Genomic DNA, 21311 nt, shown 5'->3' with positions numbered 1-21311 from the left:
TTATAATCAGGAGGATCACTATGTTACGGTCCATCGATCATCGAAAAAGTTTAGATGATCATGTCGTTTATACGGAAAAGCAGCTTTGCAGCTTTACTGGTATGTCTTCACGCACAGCCCAGAAACATAGGCAAGATGGCACTGGGCCAGCCTATATTCAGCTCTCTGCTCGCCGGATCGGTTATCGGGGACAGGACATTCGGGCATGGCTGGAATCCCGCACAGTCCGTTCTACAGCACAGGCAACCGTCCGTTTTGGAGGTGCAGCATGAATACTCCTGTTTTTCCGTTTGTTTTTCATGATCAGGAAATCCGGGTTGTGTCCCGTGATGGAGAAGCATGGTTCCCTGGCACCGATACGGCGCGAATTTTGGGGTATGCAGATCCTGATAAAGCTATCCGTAGCCATTGCAAGGCAGCGGAGATTCTTAAACCCGCCGAATTGGCGGGTTTGGGGTTGGTGGCAAAATCGCCTCGCGGCTTAGTTCTTATTCCAGAGCGGGACGTATACCGGCTCGTCATGAAATCCAAGTTGCCAGCAGCGGAAGCTTTTGAAGAAATGGTTGTTTCAAAAGTCTTGCCAACTATACGACGCACAGGCTCCTTTGGCGTTGGAGAACGGCCTGACCTTAGCTGCGTCATTGCTATGGCTGAGGCAGCCATTCTTGCCAGCCAGAATGCGGTGAAGGTTCTCACGCCTAAAGCACAGGCATATCACCGTCTGACTTGCATGGACGGGTTGCACACCCTGACAGACGCGGCCAAGCTGTGCGGCCAAACCCGTAACCAGTTTCTCAGTAAATTGGAAGCCGTCGGCTGGATATTCCGCTCTGGTGGCACCGGGCGTTGGCAGGGCAAAGCTGACAAGATCAAAGCTGGTTTCCTGATGCACAAATATCACGAAACCCGTGATGTGGACGGACACCTCAAGGAACGCTCTCAGGTTGTCGTAACTGACCGGGGCGTTGCCAAACTTCGGCTTATCCTTTCCCGCCTCGAAACCATCATGCTGGAAGGAGATGCAGCATGAGTGACAACACAATCACCTCCAGCGCCATCAATCTTCCTATAGAGCTGTGGAACGGTACCACATCAGACGGAAAACCTAATCTGCTTGGCCGCTTTCTCTATCTCTGCTGGCGCATTGACTGGCAGTTACATGCCACTCCGTTCAATTCCAATATGCCCAATATCGTTCAGGAATACAGCGGGGATTTTAAGCCGGGTTTTACCAAGGGTGTGGTTTCCGGGCTTTCTCAGGCTTGGCTTCATCTCAGTAAGCTAACAGTCGCTGAAAAGAGTTTTGAGGAGTTATCAGAAGGCTGTCGGACGGAGGGAGCAGAAGAACGGTTCATCCCCATGGCTCCTGCCCTCCGATGGTTCTGGATGGGGCTGGAAAATGACCTTCGGGCAGCAGAGGCCAAGAAATGGCTGGTTGCTATTGGCTGGGGTGAAATCTTGAAGCAGGCAGAAGGGCGAGATACTGCCATGCAAAGGGTTCTGGCAGGACATGCCGTATCCTACGGCAGTTTCATTGAAGAAAAGCCGGAATATACTACGGCAAAGCAGAAGGCCGATGCACGTTTCATTGAAGATATGCAGAATTGGCAACGTAGTGGAATGAAAGACCACAGGCCAGAACTGAAAGATTACCAGCCACAGGTGTGCCATGCGGCGGCATAGCGCGGGCCAGCTCAGCCAGATGTTGGCTGTGCGTATTCAGGCGCTTGTCATGGAGCTACTGCCTGCCGGCCAGCGTGACGGTCATGAATGGAGGTGTGGTTCGCTGGCAGGCGAGAAAGGGCAAAGCTTGGCGGTGCATCTTCATGGTGCCCGTGCAGGTGTTTGGTGTGATTTTGCGGGTGGGCAGAAGGGTGATGCGTTGGACTTGGTGGCAGCCTGCCTGTTCAACGGCAACCGGCGCGATGCAATGGCGTGGGCGGAAAACTGGCTGGGGTTAAGCAATGCCACCAGTGATGCCCCAGTGCAGCGGCGTCCTGCTATTCAAGAAAAACTGAATACTTCTCAGGAACTGGACAAAGCAGCGCAGCGGATGCGGGCCAAGGCCCGGCGGCTGTGGCAGGAAGGTCAGCCGATACAGGGCAGCCCTGCCGATGCTTATCTGCTGAATCGTGGCCTTGATCTGCGGATGCTCCCACATATGCCGGGCAGTTTGCGGTTCCACCCCGGCGCATGGTGTGCAGAGGTGAGGAAGCCCTTGCCTTGTATGCTTGGCGCCATAGCCAGCCCGGTGGGCAAACTGGTCGCAACGCACAGGACATGGATTCAGCAAACGCCCTCCGGCGCGTGGGTGAAGGCGGACCTTCGTGCTCCGAAAAAGGTGCTGGGTTCGTTTTCTGGTGGGTGTGTCCGCCTTACGCGGGGCGCGTCTGGCAAGGCGCTTGGCATAGCTGATGCGGGCAGTTCCGTGATTATCGCGGAGGGCATCGAGACAAGCCTTGCTGTTGCTTTGTCGTGTCCGGAAATGCGTGTTCTGGCTGGTGTTTCGCTCAGCAACATGGGGGCAGTCGGTCTCCCTCCGGAAATAACCACAGTCATCATCGCGGCTGACAATGACGGCCCGAACAATCACACGGCCCGGAAAGCTCTTGAGGCCGCATGTCAAAAATTTGCAGATCAGGGCCGTGAAGTCCGGCTTGCGCTGCCAGAAAATGAAGGGGACTGGCTAGATGTCTTCAAAGCAGGACAAGACCTCAAACGGTCATGATGCCGTCAGGGTTGGTATGGAGTCCGCTGAAGTTATTGCGCATCCCGGTGCCAAGCGTTCGTCCAGGGAAAAGCCAGCAGCCAAACGAGTGGAATCTCCGTGCGGGCGGTTCTTTACGGATCCACATGGCCTGTTCAAGAAATCGTTCAGTGAAAAGCCGGATATTTTCATCAGTGATCCAATCGAGATCCTGGCGGAGACACGTGAACCGGAGGGCAATGGCTGGGGCTTGCTGCTGCGCTGGAAAGATCGTGATGGCGTGGTTCATGAGAAAGCCTTCAGCCGCCAGTTGTTTTCAGGTGATGGGCAGGAACTGAGGTCACGCCTAGCGGACGGAGGGCTGACGCTTTCAGGTGCTCAGGGCGCAAAAGCGGCATTTATCGAATGGATATGCAGTATCAAGACCAGCAACCGTGCCCGGAGCGTATATCAGACCGGATGGCATTTCTTTCCTGATGGCGCAGTTTACGTTTTGCAAGATGAGGTTTTCGGTCAGGCCGGTGAACCTGTTGTTTTGCAGGCAGAGGGATCAGAACCAAACCTGTTTGGCGTAAGAGGCACGGCTGAAGCATGGCGGGACCGGATTGGCGTTCTCTGTCGTGGTAACAGCCGGTTGGTTCTCTCTGCTGCCTTGGGGTTTGCCGCCCCGCTTCTGGCACTGACTGGTGAGGATGGTGGTGGCTTCTCCATTAAGGGGGCATCGCGCTTGGGCAAGAGTACAGCCCTCCGTCTGGCTGCCTCTGTCTGTGGCGGTACGTTACAGGCAGGTGCTCCTGGATATGTTCGGAGCTGGCGGGCCACAGGCAACGCCCTGGAAAGCACAGCACTCAGTTCATGCGATGCCTTGCTGTGTATGGATGAGGCCGGGCAGTTGGATCCACGTGAAGCCGGTGATGTGAGTTATCTCCTGGCGAACGGGATGGGCAAGGCGCGGGCGAATCGTTATGGCGGTGCGCGGCCGGTAGCCAGATGGCGGATCCTGTTTCTGAGCACGGGTGAGCTGGGCATCGTGGATATGAACCGTGAAGCAGGCAAAACAACCAAGGCTGGTCAGGAAGTCAGGTTTGTGGATGTGCCTGCCGATGCTGAGCAAGGACTCGGCTTGTTTGAAACGTTGCACCAGGCTGAGACACCTAGCGAACTGGCAGACATTATCCAGGCGGAGGTGCGTAAGATCCACGGAGCGCCGTTTCGGGTGTTTTTGGATGCTCTGACAAAACAGGTCAAAAGAGATGGCCAACAAAAGGTTGCTGAGGATCTGCGGGCGCGTCTTGCCGAGATAACAGACAGCTATCTTCAGAATATGCCTCATGTCAGCGGTCAGGTGCGTAGCGTGGCGCGGCGCTTTGCTCTGGCGGCTCTGGCAGGTGAAATGGCTACAGCTCTCAATCTTACCGGGTGGGACCATGACACGTCCCTGGAACTGATCCGCCTATGCTTTCTGGATTGGCTCCGGGATCGTGGGACGGTCGGCCGGAGGGAAGATGAGCAGGCAGTCCAGCAGTTGCGGGATTTTATTGCGGCCAATGGTGAGGGGCGCTTCGAGCGCATTCAAGAGCCACAGGAAAAGGAGGTGCCCCAAAGCGGACAGCCAACGGAACCGCCACAGGAGCGGTTTCGGACGCAAATGCGGGCAGGTTGGAAAAAGTGGGAGAAAGGTTCGGATGGTCGGCCGGAGTGGCGTTTCTATTTGACAGCCAGTGCGATGCGTGAAGCTCTGGCAGGATTGAATAGCCATGATGCCAAGAAGGTTCTGATAGAGCGGGGCTTCATCATCACGCCTCCCAAATACCAGGAGAACAAGAAGGCTGCCACGGTTCTCAATCCACCAGGATACAAGGCCGTGCGCGTTTATGAGGTGAGCGGATCCATTCTCGGATCTGATGCCGGGGACCAATGAAGAAATAGTCCGGAGGGAGGCACAATCCCCTCCGGGTTCTTTTTTGCATTGCCATGCGTTTGGTACATGGCTCTGCCTGTTCCAATAGGGCAAGGTCTATTGGAACAAATAGTGTGGAACACTTTTGCCCCTGTTTTCTGTTTCAATAGGGTTGTTTTTCCTATTTTGGGACGATATAGGTCTATGGTCTAGACCTTTTGGAACAGTTTTGGGAACGCCTTTCAGATGAAAATCGGATACGCACGGACCAGCACCACCGATCAGGTGGCAGGACTTGAAGCGCAAGCCCGTGACCTGTCAGCCAATGGGTGTGAACGTATCTTCCGTGAACAGGTGAGCGGTAGCAGCACAGACCGGCCTCAGTTGAGTGCAGCGTTCGATCACATGCGGGCCGGTGATGTGCTGGTAGTGACCAAGCCCGATCGGTTGGCGCGGTCAACGGCTGACCTGCTGCGGTTGGTGGAAGAGGTCAAGGCAAAAGGGTGCGGCCTTATCGTGCTCAGTATGAACGGCATGACGCTGGATACCACCAGCCCCACCAGCAAGATGATGCTGACCATGCTGGCTGCCGTTGCTGAGTTTGAGCGTGACATCATGAAAGAGCGCCAACGTGAGGGCATAGCCAAGGCCAAAGCAGAGGGCCGCTACAAAGGGCGTAAGCCTACAGCACGTAGTCAGGCAGAGCAGGTGCAGACTCTGGTTGCTGAGGGTGTGAGCGCCACTGAGATAGCCAAGCGTCTGGGCATGGGCCGCACTTCTGTCTATCGCTGTCTATCGGAGTCGTCGCCAACCTAAAGCCGTTTGCTATGTGGCCGAGGAGCGCGGGCAGCGCGGTGATTTCTTTCCCGCGTTTTTTTGGCTGCTATAGACAGAAACGAAATAAAATTACTTTGATGCATGTGTTAATTGCATGGCAAAAATGGTGCATTTTGCTCTGTTTTTGGCGTGCAGAAAAAGAGAAATCAGAGCTTCAAAATAAGAAATTGGCAGAAAACGGCCATTTTAGCCTTTTGCTAGTTACACCTTTTTGAGGTGGTGTAACTGGTGAGAGACAAAAGGTGTAACTATAAAACCATTAAAAAACAAATACTTATGATTGAAGTTACACCTATTACACCTTTACACCTATTTTTCAGCAAGAGGCAGAAGTGGGAGTGGGTGTAAAGCTTCGGTTGGTATGCGTTTTATGCATAACTTGAAGAGGACAACCAAGGGGGATGGGTTCAATCTTCAGCCTGGCATGGGCACTCCAACCGCGTCAGGGTCACGCGCAGATTTTCTTGGCGATTTTTGAAAACAATCAAGTTTTTCAAACACTCGGGCCGGATTGAGCAGCGGAATAGGCAAAAAGGCCGAAAAACCACCGAAAATCGGCAAAAACACATGAATAGGGTGGGGGTGGCCTAAAATCTCTAGCGACCATGAGCACCTGGACCGCGCCAAGGGCAAATTTTCATACCCGCGAAATTGAGGAGAAAAGTTACCAGGTGATAGGGGCTGGCGGGATCTGCCAAATGAGTCCGGAGAGAGTCCGGAAGCAGAAGGGCTAATCTTTGCCTGGCAGCCAAAACTGGCAAAAACCGAGGGAAAACATGGTGCCCGCTGGCGGATTCGAACCACCGGCCCCATCATTACGAATGACGTGCTCTACCAACTGAGCTAAGCGGGCATATTTTATTTTCGAACGGCTGGGTATCATAGCGTCTGGGGAAACGCAACGGGGAAAACAGGAAAAATGGCAGGACCATTGCCTGAACGCTGCGTTCCTGTAGGGGCCGCATGGCTGCAATCTGGTGTTCTGGCTATTACGTGGCGCGTTTTTTCGTTCTAAGGTGACTGTTATGAACGTGTCACATTTTACAGCCCTGCTGCGGGAGGCGGTTACGCCTGTGCAGGACTCCCCTGTGGATGAAACCCGGCACGTTCATCTTGTGCATGGTGTGGTGGAATGTCCGTGTTGCGGACTGTTCCAGAAGCTGCCGCCGCTCAAACCCGGCACACAGGCGCGCTGCCTGCGGTGCAATCAGTCCCTTGACCGGCGCAACCGCACAGCCCCCATAGCCACGCCGCTGGCGTTTTGCATCAGTTCAGCCGCCCTGTATCTGGCCATGCTGTTTTCCACGCTCATGATGCTGGATCTGTACGGGCGGCAACGTACGGTGGATATCATTACCGGCCCCATAGAACTTCTGCATGAAGGATGGGGCGAGGTCGGTGTGCTGGTGGCCATTGTCACCATTCTGGCCCCCGGCGTGGTGATTGCCATGATGGGCATGATCCTGACGGCGGCCCTGCGCCCCACTCTGCCATCCTGGGTGCCCCATCTGCTGAAGTGGTATGAGGTGCTGCGCCCGTGGTCCATGGTGGAAGTGTATATTCTGGGCGTGTTCGTGGCTTACACCAAGCTGGTGGATCTGGCGTTTGTGGAAGTGGGCGCGGCTGTCTATCTGGTGGCGTCTCTTATGGTTACCATGGCCGCAACGGATGCTACGCTGGATACGGAACTGATCTGGCAACAGCGCAAGATTGATCCGTGCATGCGCACCATGGACGGCAAGCGCCTGCGGCTGGAGGCTGTCTCGGCCGAGGAAGGGGCGCTTGCACCGTCTGACAGCCGTGTTTCCTGCCTGGCTTGCGGGGTGGTGCTGGAATTTGATCATCCCGTAAGTGCGACCCAGCCAGTTGGTTTCTGCCCCCGTTGTGGGCATGTGGTGCGCAAGCGCAAGCCGGAGAGCCTTGCCCGAACGGTGGCGCTGCTGGTTTCTGCCATCGTGTTCTATCTGCCCGCCAATATCTATCCGGTCATGACCGTGATACGGATGGGGGCTGGCACCGGCCATACCATTGTAGAAGGCGCAATAGAGCTGTGGACCGATGGCATGATCCCACTTTCGCTTCTGGTGTTGTTCGCCAGTGTGACGGTGCCGGTGCTCAAGGTGATCGGGCTGATTGTCATGGTTGTGGCCACGCACCGGCATTCGGCCAAGGGTTTGGTCCTGCGCTCCAAACTTTACAGGATTATTGATATCGTTGGCCGCTGGTCGATGATTGATGTGTTCATGGTGTCTATTCTTGTGGCGGTTGTACGGTTCAGCCACATGGCCAGCATTACGGCAAATGGCGGCATGGTGTGTTTTGCCGCCGTTGTGGTGCTGACAATTTTTGCCGTTCACACATTTGACCCCAGGCTTATGTGGGACGCGGTTGAGAAAAAAAAGACCGTACAGTCTGCCAGCCCGCAGGACCGCACCGGATCTGATCTGCCTGATCAGACCGGGGGACGGGACCAGGCGGTGGCGTATTTGGGTAATATGGAGCCGGACAGGGCGTGAACGGACAGAACTCTCATCAGTCTCATCAGGATAACGATGGCATCATGCCAGATGCTGTGGTGCGTCGTATCCGGTTTTCCATCATCTGGATCATTCCGGTCATTTCCGTGCTTATTGCCGGTTTTCTGGTCTGGCGCAGCTTTGCCAATAACGGGCCGGAAATCACCGTCATGTTTGATACGGCGGATGGCCTGACCAGTGGGCAGACGCAGGTCAAAAACAAAGCTGTGGTGCTGGGCACCGTGCAGGGCATTTCCCTGACGGATGATCTGCGCCACGTGCTGGTGCGTATCCGCATGAACGCGGGCACCAGCACCATGCTGACGGACAAAGCACGCTTCTGGGTGGTGCGGCCGCGTATCAACGGGGCCAGTGTCACCGGGTTGGAAACGCTGATGTCTGGTGCCTATATTGCCTTTGACCCCGGTCTTGAAGGTCAGGATGTCAGTAATGCGCGGCACATGACCCGCTTTCAGGGGTTGGAAGCGCCTCCGGGGGTTCGTTCAGATCAGCCGGGCCGCACCTACACACTTATTGCGCCGTCCATCGGGTCCATCGGGCAGGGGGCTCCGGTCTTCTTCCGTGATGTGGATGTGGGGGAAGTACTGGGCTACACCATGCCACCCGGCGGGCGCGGGCCCATCCTGATCCAGCTTTTCGTGCGGGAACCGTATGACCACTATCTTTATACGGATACCCGTTTCTGGAACGTTTCTGGCGTGCAGGTCGGGTTTGGCGCTGGTGGCCTGAAGGTTCAGTTGCAGTCCTTGCAGGCGCTGTTTTCTGGTGGTGTGGCCTTTGGCCTGCCGCACGATGAAAACCATGGCCAGAAAAACGAAGCGCCAGCGGATACAGTATTCAAGCTGTATGACAGCAAGGCAGATGCGGACAGCGCGGGCTATCATGAACGCGTGCCGCTGGCCACTTATGTCACCTCCTCCGTCAAGGGGCTGGCTCCGGGCAGTCAAGTGGCCATGTTTGGCATCCAGATTGGCAACGTGACGAGCGTGAAACTTGATCTGGACGAGAAAGCCGGTCACCCACGGGTGCGCATTGGCATGGAAATTCAGCCGGAGCGTGTGCTGGCGGCTGAGGATATCCACCATGGCGCTTTGACAGAGATGTTCAAAACCCTCGTGGCCAATGGCCTGCGTGCCTCCACAGACAGCGTGAGTCTGCTGACCGGCGAGAGCATGATCTCGCTGAATTTTGTGAAAAACCCCAGCCCGGCCACCACCAGCATGGAAGGGCCGTCTCTGGTTATTCCAAGTCAGCCCGGCGGGATGGATGGCATCATGGAGTCTCTCTCCACCGTGGCGTCGCGTCTCTCCGCCATGCCGTTTGAGCAGATTGGCGTGAATGCCAACAACCTGCTGGCCCATGCGGATCAGACCTTGACCAGCCCGGATGTGAAGCAGTCTCTCACCAGTCTGAAAGAGTCCATGAAGAACCTTCAGGCCATGAGCGCGCAGATGCGCAGTGGCATGGGCCCGCTGATGCAACGTCTGCCAGAAATGACCAACCAGCTTGATCAGACCCTGCAGAACGCCAACCGCCTGCTGGCAAGCTATGGCGGGAACAGTGATTTCCATCGTTCCCTGCAAAAAATGGTCCTTCAGCTTGGTCAGGCCGCACGCTCGCTTCGCTTCCTGTCAGACTTCCTGACCAACCATCCTACTGCCCTGATCTCCGGACGGTAACGCCATGACAAAATCATCTCTCGTGCAGCCCATGCAGGCTCTCTCCTCCCGCCGCAGTGTGCTGCTGGGGGCCGTGGGGCTCGGGGTTATGGCAACCACGCTCACTGCCTGCTCAAGCGGCAACCCGACGCTGTACACCCTCTCTGTGGTGCCGGGGCAGCCCATGCCGGGTGGCCCGCGCTATGTTGAGGTGCGCCAGCCGAGCATTGCGTCCGGGCTCGATCGGGACAGGATTGTCACGCAGGATACCGGCTACAAACTGACCGTGGCATCTGCCGATGCGTGGGGCGATTCTCTTGGGGGCCAGATCAGCCGTACGCTGGCCGGAGATCTTGCGCAACGTCTGCCGGGGTCTGCCGTGTTTGCGGAAAATGATGCCGCCGCCACGGAGCCTGATGCCTATGTGGACCTCTCCGTAACCCGGTTTTCACAAGGGCCTTCCGGCAAGGCGGAAATTGAAGCCTCTCTGTCCGTGCAGCCCGCTGTGGCGGGTGCGCCCAGTGGCAATGCGCAGCTTTATCTGCAACGGATTCAGGTGCAGGGAGACAGCGTAACAGGCACCATGCCGCTGGTGCAGGCGCTTAGCCAGCTTCTGGGGCAGGTGGCTGATATTGCAGCAACCCAACTCCGTATGATGCCTCCCGCACCTTCTGCACCTTCCGGTTCAGGTGCTGGCAGGAGCCATACTGGCCCTGCGGCAAGCCAGCGTTAAGTAAGGCTGCGTGTCAAAGGCTTAAACGACGTTCCAGGGGCTGCTGACGCTACGTATGTGCGGCAGAATGTTTGGAACGACAATACAAGCGATCATGTTCTCTCCATAAAAAACGGCGGCCTTTGGTGGGCCGCCGTTTTTTCTTATGGGAAGGGAAAGGGGCGTTCAGGCCGTGCCTGCGCCAAATTCCTGATCATGATCAATCAGCGGTATCGGGTAGTCGCCTGTGAAGCACGCATCGCAATAGCGTTCACGGTAGGCTTCCCGGCTTTCATGCCCCATGGCGCGGTACAACCCGTCCAGTGAGATGAAGGCCAGACTGTCCACGCCAATCAGTTCCGCCATTTTGGTCAGATCATACTGGGCGGCCAGCAGATGGCTGCGTTCAGGCGTATCAATGCCATAGAAGCAGGAATGTCTGGTTGGTGGGGAGGAAATGCGCATGTGCACTTCCTTGGCTCCGGCGGCGCGGACCATGTCCACAATCTTGCGGGAGGTCGTGCCGCGCACAATGGAGTCGTCCACCAGAATCACCCGCTTGCCATCCAGCGCAGGCCGGTTGGTGGAGTGCTTCATTTTCACGCCCAGATTACGGATCTGGTCTGTGGGTTCAATAAAGGTGCGGCCCACGTAATGGTTGCGGATAATGCCCAGTTCAAACGGAATGCCGCTGGCTTCTGCGTAGCCCATGGCGGAAGGCACGCCGGAATCTGGCACCGGCACCACAATATCGGCGTCCACACCGCTTTCCAGAGCCAGTTCGCGGCCAATCTGCTTGCGCACGGCATAAACCGGCAGCCCTTCCAGCACGGAGTCCGGCCGGGCGAAGTAGATATATTCAAACACGCAGAAATGCGGCTTGGTCTCGCCAAACGGGCGCAGGGACCGCACGCCTTTCTTGTCGATAATCACCAACTCGCCCGCTTCAACATCGCGGACATATTCTGCGCCGATAATATCCAGCCCACAGGTTTCAGAGGCCAGAACCCAGCTTCCTTCCGAGCCATCTTCACCCGGCAGACGGCCCAGCACCAGAGGACGCACACCCATGGGGTCACGCACGCCCATCAGGGCATCCTTGTGGAGCACAACCAGAGAATAGGCACCCGTTACGCGCTTGAGCGCATCAATCAGCCGGTCTTCCACCGTGGCGTAAAGCGAGGTGGCAATCAGATGCACAAACACTTCCGTATCCATGGTGGACTGGAAGAGGCAGCCGCGGCGGATAAGCTCCTTACGCAGGGTTTCCGAATTGGTGAGGTTGCCGTTATGCGCCACGGCCAGCCCACCAAAGGCAAACTCCGCAAACAGGGGCTGCACGTTGCGCAGCAGCGTGGCTCCGGTGGTGGCATACCGGTTATGACCAATGGCGCGGTCCCCTTTCAGGGTGGCCATCACACGGGGGTCATTGAACACATCGCCCACCAGACCAAGGCCGCGGTGGGAGTGAAACTGCGTATCGTAAGACACAATGCCCGCGGCTTCTTGTCCGCGGTGCTGGAGGGCATGAAGGCCCAGAGCTGTCAGGGCTGCGGCATCCTTGGCGTTCCAGACGCCAAAAACAGCACATTCTTCATGAAAATGGTCATCATCCGGACAGGGAGCGTCAACAGGAGAAGAAACACAGGGGGCGTCGTGGGCGTGCATGGGTGCGCAGGGCCTCCGCAAGAGAGCCAAAACAGGCCGGTATGGGGTCTACAGGGTGGCGTCATGACCTGTGGAGCGCGTTGGCGCAACCCCCTTCGTGCCGAAATCAGGCAGGTAGGGCTGGATATAGGCTGCGCCCAGCCGAATGTAAGGGGTCAGCTTGCCGTTCTGTTCAAGGGTCTGCATGTCTTCTGGCAGTAAAAGCCATTGGGCGGCCAGAAACAGCAGAACCACCAGAAGCGCCCCGCGCAGAATACCAAACCCGGCCCCCAATGTGCGGTCCAGCCCGTTCAGGGCCGTGACCTGCACCAGGCGTACAAGAGTGCTGGAGAGAAGGGCCGCCACAATCAGCAGCGCCAGCAGCAGGATGCCGAAGGCGGCCAGATCAGCCGCCAGATGATTGCTGATATAGGGGCGCGTAAGGGGAATGACCGCCCCATAATAACGGCAGGCCAGAAGGATGGCCACAATCCAGCCCCCCAGCCCAAGAGCCTGCCGGGTAAAGCCGCGCCAGAAGCCATGCAGGGTGGATAACCCCACCAGCACAAGGGAGAGGATGTCTATGGGCGCCATAACAGGGGCCTTATGCCATGCGTGCGCGGAATGTCACGCACAGAGTTCAGGGCAGCTTGCTGGTTGAAACACGCCAGGGGCGTGTGAGTTTGCCATTCCGCTTTTTGCGGTGCGGCGGCTGATTGAGCCGCAGGAACAGATCACTCACTTCAATGCGGCGCAGGATCTCGGTCCAGATTTCCGCAGGCTCCAGATCATGCAACTCCCATATGGCGGCCAGCCCTTCCATAAAGGCCGCGCTTTCCGTGAGAATATCCTCCCGGTTTTCGGCAATGAAGGCAGCGGTGCAGGCAATGGCGTGTGCGCCTGCGGCATTGCAGAGGCGGATCATGTCCTGCGGTGCATAGGGCGTGGCGTCCTGAGGTGCCTCCCCGGTGGTGGAGGAAGAACCGGAAGAAGCAGGTGACAGCGCAGGTTGGGCAGAGGGGTGCAGCATTTCCTCATGATGGGCAGGAGAATGGGGGCGGGTCAACTCTCTGTGTCTGCTTTTGGCATGGTGGAAAGAGGGGCGGGTTCCGCAGGCGTGATTACGGGGGTGCCCTCGGCGTCCTTATCCAGAAAAAGCTGTTCTTCATCCGTGGCCAGCGGATAGGACGCGGCGGCAACAATGTGCGTGTTCACGCGGCGCAGATCACGCAACAGGGTAAGCTGATAGGTGGCGGTTTCATCCACCAGTGCGGCATCACCCTGTTCCAGCGCGGTACCGGGTTCAGAAGACTGGTTTCTCAGCCGTTCAAAGTAGGCGGCGGTGGCTTCAATCTCCACGTCCCGGAAAAAGTCCTTCTGGCCGGAAAGCGGGTTGCTCTCTGGTGTCTGCCGGCCAATCAGCACTGTGGCGCAGATATTCAGGTTGTGGGTCAGTTGCTGCGTCATGCTCAGTACGGGCCGCAGCAGGTCTGGCGGCAGCACGATTCGCTGCCGGGCCATTTTCTGCACCATGGGCACAATGCTGCGTTCCACAATGTCTTCCGCGTGTAGCATCTGGGTGCAGAAGGCCAGAATATCCTCGGCACGCTCCATTTCAGGCTGGCTGGCCGTGTCCGGGTCCAGCCCGGCCAGATAGGAGCGGATGGCAGCGCCCAGATCTTCCATGGCGTTGCCCAGCGGACGGGCGGCTCCCGCTTTGGCCGGGTCTGTGGTGCGCAGGCCATCCTGCATGGCGGTCAGCATCGCGCCCATCAGGTCACACAGCCGCATGGCCTCCCGCGTGGCGCTGCCAATGGCCAGTTGCGGGGCCTTGTCCAGCAGCAGACGGTCCAGATAGCGGGGCGTGCCGGGGGAAGGCTGCTGGTTCTCCCGTGGGGTGGGAATCAGCCGCAGCATAAGGCGTGCATACTGGCTGAGGGCGGGCATCATCACCACGGCCAGCCCGATATTGAACAGGGTATGGAAATCAGCCACCTGCCGGGCGGCATCCGGCTCCAGCCGTGCCATAAGCGCGCTGATAAAGGGCAGAGCCGGCACCAGCACTAGTGCCCCAACGCAGCGCACCAGCAGGTTCCCCATGGAAATGCGGCGCGCCGTGGGGTCCGTGCGGCTGCCTTCCATCACCGGGTTGATGGAGGTGCCAATGTTGGCTCCCAGCACCAGCGCCAGCGCAGTTTCAAGCGGAATGGTGCCACTGGTGGCAAAGGTGGTCACCAGCATGACGGTGGCGACGGAAGAATGGCTGATCCAGGTAATCACGGCCCCTAGCAGAATAGCCGCCAGATCATGCGAGTTCATGGAGGCCAGAACCGCTGTCAGTTCCGGTTTGTGCGTGTAGGGACTCAGCAGCATCAGGAACTGCCGCAGAGAAAGCAGGATCAGCCCCAGCCCGATGAACACGCGCCCGGAATCGCGCCATGCCCCCTGGCTGCGGCGGAACAGGATCACGCCGGTCAGCACAAACACGGGCGCGATGGAGGACACATCAAACGAGAGCAGTTGAACAATCAGCGTGGTGCCCACATTGGCGCCCAGCATAACAGCCAGAGAGGGCGCCAGTTCAAGCTGCCCGCGCGCAGCAAGGCCCGTAATCATCAACCCGGTTGCGGTTGAGGACTGAAGCAGCGCCGTTATGCCCAGACCAGTGAGGAACGCCTGAAAACGGTTGCCCAGCATGCGGGCCATCAGGCTGTTCAGCCGTGCGCCACAGGCCCGCTGCACGCCTGTCTGCACCATATGCACACCCCACAGTAGCAGGGCGACGCTTCCGGCAAGATCAATAAGCGTGAGCAGTTCCAACGGGTGAGGCTCCTTTGTCGTTCATGCGGGCCGCGGCCCGGAGAAAACAGTGGAAGCCCCGGGCCGGGGAAAATCAGATGGTAAAGTATTTCGCGTGTTTGTTCAGGATAACAAGCGCGGAAGTGGATTGTTCAGGGTGAAGCTGATCCCCATCCGTCAGGGAAACGCCAACCCGCTCCGCGCCCAGCAGCCCCAGAATGGGGTGCTGGTCTTCCAGCCGCGGGCAGGCCGGATACCCGAAGGAATAGCGTGACCCGCGATAGCCCTGCTGCAACAGGGCATCCAGATCACGCGAATCTTCGCTCGAGAAACCCAGTTCCGCACGGATGCGCTTGTGGGTGTATTCCGCCATGGCTTCCGCCACTTCCACGGAAAGACCGTGCAGATAAAGGTAATCCTGATACCGGTTTTCTTCAAACCAGTCGCGCGCGATGTCAGACGCTTTCTGGCCGACTGTCACCACCTGCAGGGCTACCACATCACGCTCGGGGTCGGATACATCGCGCACAAAGTCGGCAACGCATTCGCCATCTTCACGCGGTTGGCGGGGCAGGGTGAAGCGGGCGGCTTCCGTCACGCCGTCTTCTTCAAACAGGATCAGGTCGTTCCCGTCACCAGCAGCTTTCCAGTAGCCGTAAGCGGCCTGCGGGCGGAGGATGTTCTCCTTGGCGGCCAGATCCAGCATGCGGCGCAGGATGGGGCGCAGTTCCTGCTTGGCCCACACCATGAAATCATCCAGAGAGCGGCCCTGTTTCCGGAACCCCCACTGGAACTGATACAGGGAGCGCTCATTCAGGAACGGAATAACGGCTTCCGTGGGTGCTTCAATCACTTTGCTGCCCCAGAAAGGCGGCTTCAGGCGCGGTTCATCCGCTGTCATGCGCGCGCGGCGGGTACGGGCCACGGCGGGGTCTATGGGGGTGTAGCCACGGGTTTCGGCCTGCTCTGGCGTGCGGGCATTTTTCCGTGTGGCCTTGCCTTCCCGGCGTTTGCTGATGGCGGCCAGATAATCGTCAAAACCGTTCTGCGTGATCTGATCCATCAGGGTCAGGCCATCAAAGGCATCCCGCGCGTAGGCCACGCGCCCAGTGGGGCTGTAGGCGGCCACGCAATCTTCTTCCACATAGTTGCGGGTCAGTGCGGCACCACCCAGCAGAACCGGCACTTCAAGCCCTTCACGGCTGATTTCCTCAAGGTTCTCGCGCATGATGACGGTGGATTTCACCAGCAGGCCGGACATGCCAATGGCATGGGCCTTTTCTTTCTTCGCGGCCTCAATCATGTCCGCCACCGGCACTTTGATGCCCAGATTGACAACCTTGTAGCCGTTGTTGGTCAGGATGATATCGACCAGATTTTTGCCGATATCATGCACGTCGCCTTTTACGGTAGCCAGCACAATGGTGCCGCGCTGCTGACCTTCTATCCGCTCCATGTGCGGTTCCAGCCATGCTACGGCGGCTTTCATGGTCTCGGCAGATTGCAGCACAAACGGAAGCTGCATCTTGCCTGCGCCAAACAGTTCGCCCACCACCTTCATGCCGTCCAGCAGAACCGTGTTGATTATTTCAAGCGGCGGCATTTTGGCCATGGCTTCTTCAAGGTCTGTTTCCAGTCCCTTGCGGTCGCCATCCACAATGCGGTCTTTCAGCCGTTCTTCGACTGTTTCAGCCCGTTTGCGCTTGACGGCTTCCGATGCCTTGCGGTCTGCAAACAGCTCCAGCAGCTTCTGTAGCGGGTCATAATCCGCGGTGCGGCGGTCAAAGATCAGATCTTCCGCAACCTTCACCTCTTCCGGTGCAATCATGTGCAGCGGCCGGATTTTGGACACATGCACAATGGCGGCTGTCATGCCCGCACGCACGGCATGGTCCAGATAGACCGAATTCAGCACGGCGCGTGCCGCCGGGTTCAGCCCGAAGGAGATGTTGGAGAGCCCAAGCACAATCTGCACATCCGGGAAGGCGTCCCGGATCATCTTGATGCCTTCCAGCGTCCACTGCCCCAGTTTGCGGTCATCTTCCGCACCGGTGGCAATGGTGAAGGTCAGCGGGTCAATCATCAGATCGGACTGCGGCAGACCGTATGTGTCGCAGGCAAATTCTATCAGGCGGGTGGCAATGCGCAGTTTGTCTTCCGGGCGGCGGGCCATGCCTTCTTCATCAATGGTCAGCGCCACCACGGCCGCGCCAAATTTGCGGGCCAGTGTCAGGCGGTCAGCCGCCGGGCCTTCTCCATCTTCAAAGTTGATGGAGTTGATGATGGGTTTGCCCCCATGCAGCTTGAGGGCGGCCTCAATCACCGGGGTTTCCGTTGAATCGATCACCAGTGGCGCGTTGACGGAGGACGTGAAGCGCTTGATCACTTCATCCATCTCGGCCCGTTCATTGCGACCGACAAAAGCGGTGCAGATATCCAGCGCGTTGGAGCCTTCCTTGGCTTGCTCCCGGCCCAGAGCGACACAGCCATCCCAGTCATGCGCTTCCTGAAGTTCGCGCCATTTCTTGGAGCCGTTAGCGTTGCAGCGCTCGCCAATGGAGAAATAGGCATTCTCCTGCCGCAGGGGCACCTGTGTGTACAGGCTGGCCACGGAGGGCACCCAGACTGATGTGCGTGCAACCGGGGCAGGGCGGTGTTTGCCCGTGCCTTCGGCCCGGCGCCGCAGCATGGCGTCCAGCGCGGCTATATGGGGGGTGGAGGTTCCGCAACAGCCGCCAATCAGGTTCAGGCCGTCTTCCACAATAAAGCGCTCGACCCACACCGCCATTTCTTCGGGAGAAAGCGGGTAACGGGTCTGGCCGTCCACCAGTTCAGGCAGGCCGGCATTGGGCTGCACGGAAATCAGGCGTGGCCAGTTCTCGCTGAGCCAGCGGACATGCTCGGCCATCTCCTGCGGGCCGGTGGCGCAGTTCAGGCCCATCAGGTCCACATCCAGGCTGTGGATCACGGTGGTGGCTGCCGCAATATCCGGCCCCACCAACAGGGTGCCGGTTGTCTCGACTGTCACCTGCACAAAAATGGGGGTGGTGGCGCCCATTTCCGCTCGGGCAATTTTCATGCCATTGACGGCGGCCTTGATCTGTAGCGTGTCCTGACAGGTTTCGATCAGGATGGCGTCCACGCCGCCTTCAATCAGGCCTCGGCCCTGCTCGGTCAGGGCGGCTTCAAGCGTATCGTAATCAATATTGCCCAGAGAGGGCAGTTTGGTGCCCGGCCCCACGGACCCTATGACGTAGCGTGCGCGCCCATCGGCAAAGCTGTCCGCGGCCTCCCGAGCCAGAACGGCGGAGGTGCGGTTGATTTCACGGGCCTTGTCTGTCAGCCCGAATTCACCCAGAGTAATGGGAGACCCACCAAAGGTATTGGTCTCGACCATATCCGCCCCGGCTTCATAATAGCCACGGTGGATTTCCCGGATCAGTTCAGGGCGTGATAGGGTCAGAATTTCGGTGCAGTTCTCCTGCCCCCAGTAGTCACGCGTCAGGTCCAGATCAAGCATCTGGATGCGTGAGCCCATCCCCCCATCGCAGAGCAGAACCTGATCACGCAGAGCATCAAGAAGCGGAAGACGAGAAGACATGGCATCCATGAAACAGAAAAATGGGGAGGAGCCCCTGCCGGAGCGCGACGGGGAAGGGCCAACCTTATTCCAGACACAGGCCAATATGTCCACTCATCCCGCATTCTGGAAAGGGAAAGGCGATGCCCGCATTCTTCTGCGCGTGCTGACACCACAGGAGTGTAAGGCCGTGCCGCGAGCGGAGGCTCTGGCGATTTTTGTGGCTCATCCTCCCTCTGACGATCTGCAGGCAGGCTGGTTGGTGACGCGATCGTGGGAGGGCACGGCCATTCCGTCTTTCCCTCACGGGGCTGGCTGTTCCTGCTGCCTGCCAGCTCAGGGGATGGGGCGCATGCTGCTTCGCCTTGTGCAGGAACGGGCGCGTGGAGAATGTCCGTTTTTCAGCAGCGTAAATATTGTTTGTCCGGCATCGGAGAAGAGATTGCTCGTTTCTGCTCTTTGCGCAGATTCTCTTCTCACAGGGCTGTATGGACTTCTGCCCATTTCAGGCGGTTTTTTCTGCCATTCCTGAAAAAACTCAAACTAAAGCGGCAGCAAATACACAGAAACACTTTGAGGGAAAGCCTACTCCCTGCCATAAGGGCTTGTCCGGCGGCTATATTACAGGCTTTGTTCGGTAACAGAGTTAGGTATTGTTAAAAGGGTTGTGCGTGAATCAGACTGACCATGTGCCTGAGGTTGCCGGCTCCTCTTCAGATTCAGAAGGCGCGAAAGCCTCTCGTCTGAGCCCGGCGATGATCCGTCTGCGCGCTGTTCTGGCAGCCGCCCATTATCATGGCCTTGAGCTTGATGTGCGGGATTTTGCAGCAGACCCGGAAGAAGAAAGCCCATCGCCGGCCACTCTTGTCCGGTGGCTGGAAGAATGTGGCGCTGTCGCCAAAGGGATGCGGATCAAGTGGCGCTATCTGGTCAAGATGACCAATTCGCCACCCATCGTCCTGATGTTCCGCGATGGCTCCGCCGCCCTCATGGTCAATGCGTCACCCGACAAAGGCGTGGTCTGGCTGCGTGATCCGCTGAAGGGTGAGGGTGCTGCGCCCGTCCCCGTAGATGAACTGCGTCTGAGCCAGATCTGGACAGGGGATATCCTCCTCATCAAGCGTCGGCGTAATGAGTCGGAAGCCGATGCTCCCATCAATTTCGCTTGGCTGGCCAAGATGGTGCTGCGGGAGAAAAAGTCTCTCCGCGATATCGCCATCGCCTCCATGACACTGAGCATCCTGCAAATTTTTCCGCCCTTGATTGTCATGCAGGTGGTGGATCGGGTGGTGAGTTATCGCTCAATGTCGACACTGATTTCGATCAGTGGGATGATCATTATGTTTTCTGTTTACGAGATCTTGCTGTCGTATGGGCGGCGTGAGCTCTCGATGATTCTGACGACACGCATTGATTCCCGTCTCTCCCTGCATCTATTCAGCCGCCTTGTGGCCTTGCCGTTGGAATATTTCGAACGCCAGCAGGCTGGTAATCTGTTGGGGCGTGTTCTGGCAATTTATAAGGTACGCGACTTCCTGACAGGGCGGCTGATGTCGACCTTCCTGGACCTTTTTACGTTGGTGGTCATTCTGCCGTTCCTGTTTTTTCTCAGTTCGACCCTTGCCTGGATGACGATTGCTGCCGCCGGTTTGATTGGATTGATTGTTGTGATCTTTATCGCGCCCCTCTCCAAGATTATGGGAAAGCAGGTAGAGGCAGAACGTGATCGTGGCGCAATTTTGTACGAAACGGTTGCGGGTATTCGGACTTTAAAAACACTAGCTCTGGAAAATACACGTAAGCAGATATGGGATGAAGTAACGGCCCAGGTTGTTAAATGGAAACTGGCCATGGGAAGAATGTCAAACTGGCCGCAAACACTTGTTATGCCGTTGGATCTATTTATCAATCGTGGCATTATTCTTGTTGGGGCTTATTTGGTCTTGGTTAGCCCCTCTACTGTTGGTGTGGGTGGATTGGTAGCGTTCATGATGCTGGGGGGGCGTGTTGCGTCTCCGTTGGTGGGCCTTGCCAAGCTTATGGATGATTTTACAGAAGTTACCACCTCTTTAGGAGAGGCCGCATCGGTTCTTAATCAACCGACGGAAACCAAAGCGCTCACAACCGGAATGCGTCCGCGGATCAAAGGAGCCCTCTCTTTTGATGGTGTTAATTTTTCCTATCCTGGTGCCACTACGCTGGCGTTGAAAAACGTGAATTTTGAAATTCCGGCAGGGACTATGCTTGGGCTGGTGGGGCGAAGCGGGTCAGGGAAGTCCACCATTACCCGCCTGCTTCAGGGGGTAAGCAGATCATACACTGGTTATCTGAAACTGGATGGGATTGATCTGCGTGAGATCAATCTGACGCATCTGCGACGTTCTTTTGGTGTGGTGTTGCAGGATAACTTCCTGTTCCGCGGCACCATCTATGACAATATTACAGCTGGTCGTCCCGGTTTTACCATTGATGATGTGGTGCGTGCAGCGCGCCTTGCTGGCGCGGAAGAGTTTATTGAGCGGATGCCTGCGGGCTATGACACGTTCATTGAAGAAGGCTCTACCAATATTTCCGGTGGTCAACGGCAGCGTCTGGCCATTGCACGCGCCGTGATTACGGACCCCAAACTGATGATTCTGGATGAGGCGACATCAGCTCTGGACCCGGAAAGTGAGGCGTTGGTGAATGCCAATCTGGAGCGGATTGGTAAGGGGCGTACCATGGTGATTGTGTCCCATCGTCTGTCGTCTCTGGTAAATTGTGACCAGATTTGCGTGATGGATAAGGGCTCTGTTGCGGATATTGCGCCGCATGATGTGCTCTTGGAACGGTGTGATATCTATCGGACGCTCTGGATGCAGCAGAACCGGCACACGGAAGGGCGTAAGAAGCCTGCGGGTGATCCGTCATCCCTGATCGCGGAAGGAGAATAAG

At 57.4% G+C, this 21311-nt stretch carries 16 protein-coding genes, 1 tRNA gene and 1 pseudogene; 12 read left to right on the top strand and 6 right to left on the bottom strand.

Annotation, left to right across the window (positions count from 1 at the left end):
• Positions 1-20 precede the first annotated feature (20 nt).
• The 7 genes from QWU00_RS05770 to QWU00_RS05740 all read left to right on the top strand — a co-directional run bounded on the left by QWU00_RS05770 (position 21) and on the right by QWU00_RS05740 (position 5659).
• A complete protein-coding gene (locus QWU00_RS05770; RefSeq protein ID WP_052051559.1) occupies positions 21-272 on the top strand; it encodes a helix-turn-helix transcriptional regulator in 252 nt (83 codons plus the stop codon).
• Entirely contained in the window at positions 269-1030 is a 762-nt protein-coding gene (locus QWU00_RS05765; RefSeq protein ID WP_035382349.1) for a phage antirepressor, read from the top strand. The genes QWU00_RS05770 and QWU00_RS05765 overlap by 4 nt, the downstream gene beginning before the upstream one ends.
• Positions 1027-1683: a hypothetical protein gene (locus QWU00_RS05760; RefSeq protein ID WP_035382350.1), complete on the top strand. Its 657-nt coding sequence runs from the start codon at positions 1027-1029 to the stop codon at positions 1681-1683. The genes QWU00_RS05765 and QWU00_RS05760 overlap by 4 nt, the downstream gene beginning before the upstream one ends.
• On the top strand, positions 1670-2728 hold the full coding sequence (locus QWU00_RS05755) for a DUF7146 domain-containing protein (RefSeq protein ID WP_187668612.1): 1059 nt from the start codon (positions 1670-1672) through the stop codon (positions 2726-2728). The genes QWU00_RS05760 and QWU00_RS05755 overlap by 14 nt, the downstream gene beginning before the upstream one ends.
• Positions 2691-4628 (top strand): DUF927 domain-containing protein, encoded by a 1938-nt coding sequence (locus tag QWU00_RS05750; protein ID WP_035382351.1) that lies wholly within the window; start codon positions 2691-2693, stop codon positions 4626-4628. Before QWU00_RS05755 ends, QWU00_RS05750 begins: the two co-directional genes overlap by 38 nt.
• 225 nt (positions 4629-4853) lie before the next feature.
• Positions 4854-5423, top strand: coding sequence for a recombinase family protein (locus QWU00_RS05745; protein WP_187668611.1), 570 nt, complete (start codon positions 4854-4856; stop codon positions 5421-5423).
• A gap of 38 nt (positions 5424-5461) precedes the next feature.
• Positions 5462-5659, top strand: a complete 198-nt coding sequence (locus tag QWU00_RS05740) for a hypothetical protein (protein ID WP_150395589.1) — start codon at positions 5462-5464, stop codon at positions 5657-5659.
• A 562-nt stretch (positions 5660-6221) separates the two neighbouring features.
• On the opposite strand, the gene QWU00_RS05735 is transcribed toward QWU00_RS05740, so the two are convergent.
• Positions 6222-6297, bottom strand: a tRNA-Thr gene (locus QWU00_RS05735).
• Positions 6298-6469: 172 nt separating this feature from the next.
• Here QWU00_RS05735 and QWU00_RS05730 point away from each other — a divergent pair.
• Genes QWU00_RS05730 through QWU00_RS05720 form a run of 3 tightly spaced genes read left to right on the top strand, consistent with a single transcriptional unit; the run spans position 6470 to position 10372 of the window.
• Entirely contained in the window at positions 6470-7960 is a 1491-nt protein-coding gene (locus QWU00_RS05730; RefSeq protein ID WP_035381325.1) for a paraquat-inducible protein A, read from the top strand.
• A gap of 44 nt (positions 7961-8004) precedes the next feature.
• Complete coding sequence (locus tag QWU00_RS05725) at positions 8005-9660, top strand: PqiB family protein (protein WP_045542648.1); 1656 nt, start codon at positions 8005-8007, stop codon at positions 9658-9660.
• 4 nt (positions 9661-9664) lie between these two features.
• The gene (locus QWU00_RS05720) at positions 9665-10372 is read left to right on the top strand and encodes a PqiC family protein (RefSeq protein WP_035381321.1); all 708 of its coding nucleotides are present in this window, start codon (positions 9665-9667) and stop codon (positions 10370-10372) included.
• 165 nt (positions 10373-10537) lie between these two features.
• Here the strand turns inward: QWU00_RS05720 and purF are convergent, their stop codons facing one another.
• From purF to metH, 5 genes and pseudogenes are all read right to left on the bottom strand, one after another.
• Entirely contained in the window at positions 10538-12019 is a 1482-nt protein-coding gene (gene purF / locus QWU00_RS05715) for an amidophosphoribosyltransferase (RefSeq protein WP_035381319.1), read from the bottom strand.
• A 48-nt stretch (positions 12020-12067) separates the two neighbouring features.
• Positions 12068-12592, bottom strand: coding sequence for a CvpA family protein (locus QWU00_RS05710; RefSeq protein WP_035381317.1), 525 nt, complete (start codon positions 12590-12592; stop codon positions 12068-12070).
• A gap of 46 nt (positions 12593-12638) precedes the next feature.
• Entirely contained in the window at positions 12639-13064 is a 426-nt protein-coding gene (locus tag QWU00_RS05705) for a phosphoribosyl-ATP pyrophosphatase (RefSeq protein ID WP_231551818.1), read from the bottom strand.
• Between the two features lie 845 nt (positions 13065-13909).
• Positions 13910-14818: pseudogene (locus tag QWU00_RS16905) on the bottom strand (Na/Pi cotransporter family protein); the annotation flags it as partial.
• 73 nt (positions 14819-14891) lie between these two features.
• A complete protein-coding gene (gene metH / locus QWU00_RS05695) occupies positions 14892-18398 on the bottom strand; it encodes a methionine synthase (protein WP_035381355.1) in 3507 nt (1168 codons plus the stop codon).
• A gap of 7 nt (positions 18399-18405) precedes the next feature.
• Here metH and QWU00_RS05690 point away from each other — a divergent pair, with 7 nt between their 5' ends.
• Complete coding sequence (locus QWU00_RS05690; RefSeq protein ID WP_150395590.1) at positions 18406-18909, top strand: hypothetical protein; 504 nt, start codon at positions 18406-18408, stop codon at positions 18907-18909.
• A 139-nt stretch (positions 18910-19048) separates the two neighbouring features.
• Positions 19049-21310: a peptidase domain-containing ABC transporter gene (locus tag QWU00_RS05685; RefSeq protein ID WP_081939097.1), complete on the top strand. Its 2262-nt coding sequence runs from the start codon at positions 19049-19051 to the stop codon at positions 21308-21310.
• The last annotated feature ends 1 nt before the right edge of the window (position 21311 follow it).

Origin of the sequence: Acetobacter tropicalis (assembly GCF_030644465.1) — a bacterium.
GTDB lineage: Bacteria > Pseudomonadota > Alphaproteobacteria > Acetobacterales > Acetobacteraceae > Acetobacter > Acetobacter tropicalis.
The sequence above is the reverse complement of the archived record's forward strand: the minus strand, read 5'-3'. Positions and strand labels throughout refer to the sequence as shown.

Bases quoted from the DNA above. Each gene is read 5' to 3' on its own strand.
- QWU00_RS05755 (WP_187668612.1), top strand. From the start codon at position 1,670: ATGCGGCGGCATAGCGCGGGCCAGCTCAGCCAGATGTTGGCTGTGCGT.
- QWU00_RS05720 (WP_035381321.1), top strand. From the start codon at position 9,665: ATGACAAAATCATCTCTCGTGCAGCCCATGCAGGCTCTCTCCTCCCGC.
- QWU00_RS05750 (WP_035382351.1), top strand. From the start codon at position 2,691: ATGTCTTCAAAGCAGGACAAGACCTCAAACGGTCATGATGCCGTCAGG.
- QWU00_RS05760 (WP_035382350.1), top strand. From the start codon at position 1,027: ATGAGTGACAACACAATCACCTCCAGCGCCATCAATCTTCCTATAGAG.
- QWU00_RS05770 (WP_052051559.1), top strand. From the start codon at position 21: ATGTTACGGTCCATCGATCATCGAAAAAGTTTAGATGATCATGTCGTT.
- purF (WP_035381319.1), bottom strand. From the start codon at position 12,019: ATGCACGCCCACGACGCCCCCTGTGTTTCTTCTCCTGTTGACGCTCCC.
- QWU00_RS05710 (WP_035381317.1), bottom strand. From the start codon at position 12,592: ATGGCGCCCATAGACATCCTCTCCCTTGTGCTGGTGGGGTTATCCACC.
- QWU00_RS05730 (WP_035381325.1), top strand. From the start codon at position 6,470: ATGAACGTGTCACATTTTACAGCCCTGCTGCGGGAGGCGGTTACGCCT.
- QWU00_RS05765 (WP_035382349.1), top strand. From the start codon at position 269: ATGAATACTCCTGTTTTTCCGTTTGTTTTTCATGATCAGGAAATCCGG.
- QWU00_RS05725 (WP_045542648.1), top strand. From the start codon at position 8,005: ATGCCAGATGCTGTGGTGCGTCGTATCCGGTTTTCCATCATCTGGATC.
- QWU00_RS05745 (WP_187668611.1), top strand. From the start codon at position 4,854: ATGAAAATCGGATACGCACGGACCAGCACCACCGATCAGGTGGCAGGA.
- QWU00_RS05690 (WP_150395590.1), top strand. From the start codon at position 18,406: ATGAAACAGAAAAATGGGGAGGAGCCCCTGCCGGAGCGCGACGGGGAA.
- metH (WP_035381355.1), bottom strand. From the start codon at position 18,398: ATGTCTTCTCGTCTTCCGCTTCTTGATGCTCTGCGTGATCAGGTTCTG.